Raw genomic sequence first — 7,201 nt, 5'->3', positions numbered from 1 at the left:
GGTCCGGCAAGATCATGCGCCGGATCCTGCGCAAGATCGCCGAGAACGATTTCGGCTCGCTCGGAGACATCTCGACCCTCGCCGATCCTTCGGTCGTCGACGAGCTGATCAATAACAGGATGAACACGGACTGATCCGCCCCGAAGGTTTTGAAAGAAAAGGGCCGGTGGTCATCCACCGGCCCTTTTACTGTCGAATGACACCCCGGCCTCCGGCCGGGAAGGCGTTTCAGCACCCGGGCGCCGTGACCGTCGCCATGTCGCTGATGGTGCTCACGCCCGGTTCGCATTCCTCGGGCTCCTTGGCACAGCCCGCAAGCACCGCCACCAGACCGATCCCAAGCAGCAGTCCCTTGACCTTCGTGATGTTCCGCATTGCTCTCTCCCTTCCTTGGCGGGTGTCCCGACCCGCCGAAACTGAACTACACCGTTCAGTAAAACACATCCTTGATTCCGATCAAGACAGGCGGAGGCCCGGCCACCGCGTCATCGCGGCGCGCCGGGACCCGCCCGGCCTGCATATGGCCGCGCCGTCTAGTGCAGCGCGGCATCGGTGACGACATGGGTCCAGGCGCCCTCGGGTTCCCTTGTGATGACCGGGTCCGACCCGCCTGCCAGCAGCGTATCGACCGTGCGCCGGTAATCCTCGGGATCGAGCGCGCCATTAGAGCCCGCGGTCAGCTTGGCGACCTCGCCCATCATCCGGATCTGGTGCTTTTCGGTCTGCGCCCCGGTCTCGTCATGGTCGAGCACGATCATCGCGGCCTCTTCGGGATTGGCCTCGGCCCATTTCCAGCCCTTCATCGAGGCCCGCACGAAGCGCACCAGCTTGTCGACCTCGGCCGGATCGTCCAGCTTTTCCTCCAGCACGTACAACCCGTCTTCCAACGTGGCGACGCCCTGATCCTCGTATTTGAACGTGATCAGTTCCTCGGGCGCGATCCCCGCGTCGATCACCTGCCAGTATTCGTTATAGGTCATGGTCGAGATGCAGTCGGCCTGCTTCTGCAACAACGGATCGACGTTGAAGCCCTGTTTCAGCACGGTCACGCCGCCCTCGGACCCGTCGGTCGGAATGCCAAGATGCGCCATCCAGCTGAGGAAGGGATATTCGTTGCCGAAGAACCAGACCCCCAGCGTGCGGCCCGGGAAATCCTCGGGGCTTTCGACCCCAGTTTCCTTCAGGCAGGTCAGCATCATGCCCGAGGACTTGTAGGGCTGGGCGATGTTGACGATCGGCAGCCCCTTCTCGCGCGCGGCCAGCGCCGAGGGCATCCAGTCGATCATCACATCGGCCCCGCCGCCCGCGATCACCTGGCTCGGCGCGATATCGGGCCCGCCGGGCTTGATGGTCACATCAAGGTCTTCCTCGTCGTAGAAGCCCTTGTCGAGCGCCACGTAATAGCCCGCGAACTGGGCCTGGGTCACCCATTTGAGCTGCAGCGTGACCTCGTCGGCAGCTTGCGCCGACCCGGTCCCCAGAAGAAGCGCGGCCAGCGCCCCCGTCAGTTTCACGTCCATCCTTACCTCCTGTGGGGTCATTCGCCCCTTGCTTGTTGTCAAAGGCCCCGTTGCGACGGGTGCCAGAAGGTGACGGCGCGTTCGCACGCCGCCACCGCGCCGTAAAAGGCGGACCCGGCCAGGGCCGCCACGGCGATCTCGGCCCAGACCATGTCGAGCGCGAGCCGCCCGACCTCGGTCGAGATCCGGAAGCCCATGCCCCGGATCGGGCTGCCGAAGAATTCGGCCACGATGGCCCCGATCAGGGCCAGCGTGGTGGCGATCTTCAGCCCGTTGAAGATGAAGGGCATGGCCGCGGGCAGCCTCAGCTTGGTCAGCGTCTGCAGGTAGCTTGCGGAATAGGTCTTCATCAGGTCGCGTTGCATGGCATCGGCCGCCGAAAGCCCCTGGAGGGTGTTCACCAGCACCGGGAAGAAGACCATGGCGACGACCACCGCCGCCTTCGACTGCCAGTCGAAGCCGAACCACATCACGAGGATCGGCGCGGTCCCGACGATGGGCAGGGCCGCGATGAAATTGCCGACCGGCAGCAGCCCGCGTTGCAGGAAGGGCGAGCGGTCGATGGCAATGGCGCTCAGCACCCCCGCGCCGCAGCCCAGCACATAGCCCGACAGCGCGCCCTTGACGAAGGTCTGGACGAAATCGGCCCAGAGCACCGGCAGGCTGGTCGCGATCCGCGCCCCGATGGCCGAGGGCGGCGGCAGGATCACGCCCGGCACGTTCAGGCCGCGCACAAGCCCCTCCCAGACCACCAGCAGGGTCAGACCGAACAGCGCGGGCATCAAGAGGCCCAGCGTGCGCGTATTGCGCAGCCGCGCCAGCCGCACATTCAGCGCCCAGGCGGCGGCCCAGAAGCCCAGCGCCCCGAGAACCCAGCTCATCGTGCCATCCCCATCCGTTTCAGCGTGATCCGCTGCGCGAGCCCCACCAGCCCGACCAGCAAAGCTGCGAGGATCGCGGCGCCGAAAAGCGCGCTCCAGATCTGCACCGTCTGGCCGTAATAGCTGCCCGCCAGCAGCCGCGCGCCAAGGCCCCGGATCGCGCCCGTGGGAAGCTCGCCCACGATGGCGCCGACGAGGCTTGCCGCCATCGCGACCTTCAGCGAGGTAAAGAGATAGGGCATCGACGAGGGCCAGCGCAGTTTCCAGAACACCTGGCCCGCACGCGCGCCCCAGGTCTTCATCAGGTCGAGATCCATCGCATCGGGGCTGCGCAGCCCCTTCACCATGCCGACCGCGACCGGGAAGAACGAGAGGTACGCCGAGATGATGGCCTTGGGCACCAGCCCGGTGATGCCGATGGAATTCAGCACCACGATGATCATCGGCGCGATCGCGAGGATCGGGATGGTCTGCGAGGCGATGGCCCAGGGCATCACGCTGCGGTCCATCGCGCGGTTATGAACGATGCCCACCGCCAGCAGGATGCCCGCGCCCGCACCGATGGCAAAGCCCAGCAACGTGGCCGACAGCGTGACCCAGCCGTGATAGATCAGGCTGCGCTTGGAAAAGGCGCGCCCCTCCAGCGCCATCGCCCCGGTCGTCTTCCAAAGCTCGGCCCCCACCTGATGCGGCGCGGGCAGCTTCGGGCGTTCCTGGTGCAGCGTGTCGGACACGATCTGGCTGACGGTCAGCTCCTGCCCCGCGCGCGCCGCCTGATCGAGCGTCCAACGCGCATTCAGTGCCACCGCCGCCCCGTACCAGAGCGCAAGGATCGCCAGCACCACCGTCAGGATCGGCAGAACGCTACGCATCGCGCCGCCCCTTGCGGGCCAGCCGCCGCGCCAGAAGATGCATGCCCCAGACCAGGGGCGCCAGCAGCAGAAGGAAAAGCCCCCAGCCCAGCACCGGCACCGCCATCACCGAAGGCGCGAAGACCCAGACCAGCAGAACCGCCAGCCACAGCCCCGCCAGCCCCGCCCCCGTCAGACGCTGTTTCCTAGTCATAGGCATGCCCCGCGCGCAGCCCTTCGCGGACGCGATGGGCGATTTCAAGAAATTCCGGCGTATCGCGAATGTCGAGCGGCCGCTCTTTCGGCAGCGGGCTGTCGATCACATCGGCGATCCGCCCCGGGCGCGGGCTCATCACCACGATCTTCGTGGACAGATAGACCGCCTCGGGGATCGAGTGGGTGACGAACAGGCAGGTCTTGCCGGTCCGGGCCCAAAGCGCCAGAAGCTGTTCGTTCAGATGGTCGCGCACGATTTCGTCCAGCGCGCCGAAGGGTTCGTCCATCAGCAGGATATCGGCATCGAAGGCCAGCGCCCGCGCGATGCTGGCCCGCTGCTGCATGCCGCCCGACAGCTGCCAGGGAAACTTGTTGCCGAAGCCCGCCAGGTCGACCAGCTCCAGCACCTTCTGCACCCGCGCCGCCTGTTCGGCCTTCGGATAGCCCATGATTTCCAGCGGCAACCGGATGTTGCGCGCAATCGTCCGCCAAGGGTAAAGCCCCGCCGCCTGGAAGACATAGCCATAGCTGCGTTCCTTGCGGGCATTGTCGGGGCTCATCCCGTTGACGCTGAGGCTGCCGCCGGTCGGATGTTCCAGCGCCGCCACACAGCGCAGGAAGGTGGTCTTGCCGCAGCCCGAGGGGCCGATGAAACTCACGAACTCGCCGCGCCCCACATCGAGCGACACATCGCTCAATGCCTGCACGGACCCGTCGCCGGTCTGGAACACCAGATCGACGTTTTCTGCCTTGATGACCGGTGTCTTCACGTCACGTCCCTTGCCTGCAAGGCGCACGCACCCGCGCGGCCCCGCCCCTCACATCCGGGCGCGAGGATCCCCCGCACCCGCCCTCTCGCAAAGGGGACCGTGGCGTCAGACGCCGCTGGCCGGAATGCCCGCCCGCTCGATCCTGCGGGGCGCGGTCAGCTCTTTCCAGGAGGACAGCGCCTTGTTGACGGCGCCGTTCGGCGGGCGCTTGACGAATTCACCCCAGCCTTCCTGCGGCTTCATCTCGCCATCGGCGACGGCAACGCGGCCGCGGGTCAGCGTATAGCGCGGCAGGCCCCTGACCTCCTTGTCCTCGAAGACGTTGTAATCGATGGCCGATTGCTGGGATGCGGCGGCGATGGTCTTGGTCTTCTCGGGGTCCCAGACCACCAGATCGGCATCCGCGCCGACCAGCACCGCGCCTTTCCGGGGATAGACGTTGAGGATCTTGGCGATATTGGTCGAGGTCACCGCCACGAACTCGTTGGGCGTGATCCGCCCGGTGCCGACGCCATAGGTCCAAAGCATCGGCAGCCGGTCCTCAAGCCCGCCGGTGCCGTTCGGGATCTTCGTGAAATCGCCAACACCATAGCGTTTCTGATCGGTGGTAAAGGCGCAGTGATCGGTCGCGACGCAAGACAGCGAGCCCGAGGCGAGCCCCGCCCACAGGCTGTCCTGATGCTGGCGGTTGCGGAAGGGCGGCGACATCACGCGGCGCGCGGCATGGTCCCAGTCGGCGTTGAAATATTCGCTTTCGTCCAGCGTCAGATGCTGGATCAGCGGCTCGCCCCAGACCCGTTTGCCCTGCATCCGCGCGCGCCGGATCGCCTCATGGCTCTCCTCGCAAGAGACATGCACCACGTAAAGCGGCACGCCCGCCATGTCGGCAATCATGATCGCGCGGTTGGTCGCCTCACCCTCGACCTGGGGCGGGCGCGAATAGGCATGGGCCTCGGGGCCATTGTTGCCCTCGGCCAGCAGCTTCGCCGACAGCTCGGCCACGACATCGCCATTCTCGGCATGGACCAGCGGAATGGCCCCCAGCTCGGCGCAGCGGCGGAACGAGGCGAACATCTCGTCGTCATTCACCATCAGCGAGCCCTTGTAGGCCATGAAATGCTTGAAGGTGGTGATGCCGCGCTCTTTCACCACCGTTTCCATCTCGTCGAAGACCTGCTTGTCCCACCAGGTGATCGCCATGTGGAAGGAATAGTCGCAATGGGCGCGCGTCGACTTGTTGTCCCACATCTTCAGCGCATCCAGCAGACCCTGTCCCGGCGAGGGCAGCGCGAAATCGACCACCATGGTCGTGCCGCCCGCCAGAGCCGCGCGCGTGCCGGATTCGAAATCGTCCGAGGAATAGGTGCCCATGAAGGGCATTTCCAGATGGGTATGCGGGTCGATCCCGCCCGGCATCACATAGCAGCCGGAGGCATCCAGCACCTCGTCGCCGGAAAGATCGGGGCCGATCGCGGCGATCTTTCTGCCCTCGATCAGCACATCCGCCTCATAGGTCAGATCGGCGGTCACGATGGTGCCGTTCCTGATAACCGTGCTCATGTCTTCAACTCCCTGTCGGGCTCTGCGGCCCATTTCTTCTTGGAAAAATACCCCGGGGGGTCCCGGGGGGCAGAGCCCCCCGGCCTTGGCTCAGCCGACGACCTCCGCCGTTTCGAGCACCGCGTGGCACAGCACATCGGCCCCCGCGGCGGCCCAGTCCTTCGAGATCTCTTCGGCCTCGTTATGCGACAGCCCGCCGACGCAGGGGCACATGATCATCGTGGTGGGCGCGACCTTGGCGGCCCAGCAGGCATCGTGCCCCGCCCCCGAAACGATATCCATATGCGAATAACCGAGCTTCTCGGCCGCGCTCCGGACCGCGCTCACCAGATCGGGGGTGAAGGTCACGGGGTCGAAATGGCCCACCGGCTCGACCGAACAACCGACGCCCAGATCCTCGCAGATCGCCGCCGCGCGGGTCTCGATCTCGGCCCGCATCCGGTCGAGCTTGGCCTGATCGGGGGTGCGGATGTCGACGGTGAAGACCACGGACCCCGGCAGCACGTTGCGCGAATTGGGCGAGAACTGCATCTGCCCCACGCCGCCCACGGCATTGGGCTGGGCCGCCATCGCGACCTCCTGCACCATCTCGAAGATGCGCGCCGCCGCCAGCCCCGCATTCACCCGCATCGCCATCGGCGTCGAGCCGGTATGCGCCTCGCGGCCCGTCAGGGTGAATTCCAGCCACCACAGCCCCTGGCAATGGGTGACGACCCCGATTTCCTTGCCCTCGGCCTCGAGGATCGGGCCCTGCTCGATATGCAGCTCGTAATAGGCATGCATCTTGCGGGCGCCGACCTCTTCCTCGCCCTTCCAGCCGATCCGGGCCAGCTCGTCGCCATAGCTCAGCCCCTCGAGATCCTTGCGGCCATAGGCATAGTCGAGGCTGTGCACACCGGCGAAAACTCCCGAGGCCAGCATCGCGGGCGCAAAGCGCGCGCCTTCCTCGTTGGCCCAGTTGGTGACGACGATGGGATGCTTCGTCCGGATCCCGAGATCGTTCATCGTGCGCACCGCCTCCAGCGCGCCCAGAACCCCCAGCACCCCGTCATATTTTCCGCCCGTGGGCTGGGTGTCGAGATGGCTGCCCACATAGACCGGCAGCGCGTCCGGGTCCGCGCCCGCGCGCGTCGCGAACATCGTCCCCATCCGGTCGACGCCCATCGTCAGGCCGGCCGCCTCACACCAGCTCTGGAACAGGGCGCGGCCCTCGGCATCGGCATCGGTCAGCGTCTGGCGGTTGTTGCCGCCGGCGATGCCGGGGCCGACCTTGGCCATCTCCATCAGGCTGTCCCAGAGCCGGTCGCCGTTGATGCGCAGATTCTCACCTGGGGCTGTCATCGTTCTTACCTCACCTGTCATTCGGTCTTGCCGTCAGTGCCTCGGAGCGCCGCCTTGCCCGA

8 protein-coding genes are annotated in these 7,201 nt (G+C 66.2%); all 8 read right to left on the bottom strand.

Features of this window, described 5'->3' with window-relative positions; genetic code table 11:
* Positions 1 to 228: 228 nt before the first annotated feature.
* The 8 genes from BYZ73_RS22675 to BYZ73_RS05220 all read right to left on the bottom strand — a co-directional run bounded on the left by BYZ73_RS22675 (position 229) and on the right by BYZ73_RS05220 (position 7,139).
* Positions 229 to 375 (bottom strand): hypothetical protein, encoded by a 147-nt coding sequence (locus BYZ73_RS22675; protein ID WP_158272331.1) that lies wholly within the window; start codon positions 373 to 375, stop codon positions 229 to 231.
* A gap of 158 nt (positions 376 to 533) precedes the next feature.
* A complete protein-coding gene (locus tag BYZ73_RS05250) occupies positions 534 to 1,520 on the bottom strand; it encodes an ABC transporter substrate-binding protein (RefSeq protein ID WP_108026437.1) in 987 nt (328 codons plus the stop codon).
* A gap of 38 nt (positions 1,521 to 1,558) precedes the next feature.
* On the bottom strand, positions 1,559 to 2,401 hold the full coding sequence (locus tag BYZ73_RS05245) for an ABC transporter permease (RefSeq protein WP_108026434.1): 843 nt from the start codon (positions 2,399 to 2,401) through the stop codon (positions 1,559 to 1,561).
* The gene (locus BYZ73_RS05240) at positions 2,398 to 3,273 is read right to left on the bottom strand and encodes an ABC transporter permease (protein ID WP_112315157.1); all 876 of its coding nucleotides are present in this window, start codon (positions 3,271 to 3,273) and stop codon (positions 2,398 to 2,400) included. The genes BYZ73_RS05245 and BYZ73_RS05240 overlap by 4 nt, the downstream gene beginning before the upstream one ends.
* Positions 3,266 to 3,466, bottom strand: coding sequence for a hypothetical protein (locus tag BYZ73_RS05235; protein ID WP_112315156.1), 201 nt, complete (start codon positions 3,464 to 3,466; stop codon positions 3,266 to 3,268). Before BYZ73_RS05235 ends, BYZ73_RS05240 begins: the two co-directional genes overlap by 8 nt.
* Positions 3,459 to 4,238 (bottom strand): ABC transporter ATP-binding protein, encoded by a 780-nt coding sequence (locus tag BYZ73_RS05230; RefSeq protein WP_245895635.1) that lies wholly within the window; start codon positions 4,236 to 4,238, stop codon positions 3,459 to 3,461. The genes BYZ73_RS05235 and BYZ73_RS05230 overlap by 8 nt, the downstream gene beginning before the upstream one ends.
* A 105-nt stretch (positions 4,239 to 4,343) precedes the next feature.
* A complete protein-coding gene (gene hydA / locus BYZ73_RS05225) occupies positions 4,344 to 5,798 on the bottom strand; it encodes a dihydropyrimidinase (RefSeq protein ID WP_112315155.1) in 1,455 nt (484 codons plus the stop codon).
* 90 nt (positions 5,799 to 5,888) lie between these two features.
* Complete coding sequence (locus BYZ73_RS05220) at positions 5,889 to 7,139, bottom strand: Zn-dependent hydrolase (protein WP_112315154.1); 1,251 nt, start codon at positions 7,137 to 7,139, stop codon at positions 5,889 to 5,891.
* Between the last annotated feature and the right edge of the window lie 62 nt (positions 7,140 to 7,201).

It is taken from the genome of Rhodovulum viride (assembly GCF_003265965.1).
Taxonomy (GTDB): domain Bacteria; phylum Pseudomonadota; class Alphaproteobacteria; order Rhodobacterales; family Rhodobacteraceae; genus Rhodovulum; species Rhodovulum kholense.
Note: the sequence above shows the minus strand (reverse complement) of the source record. Positions and strands in the feature narration are given on the sequence as shown.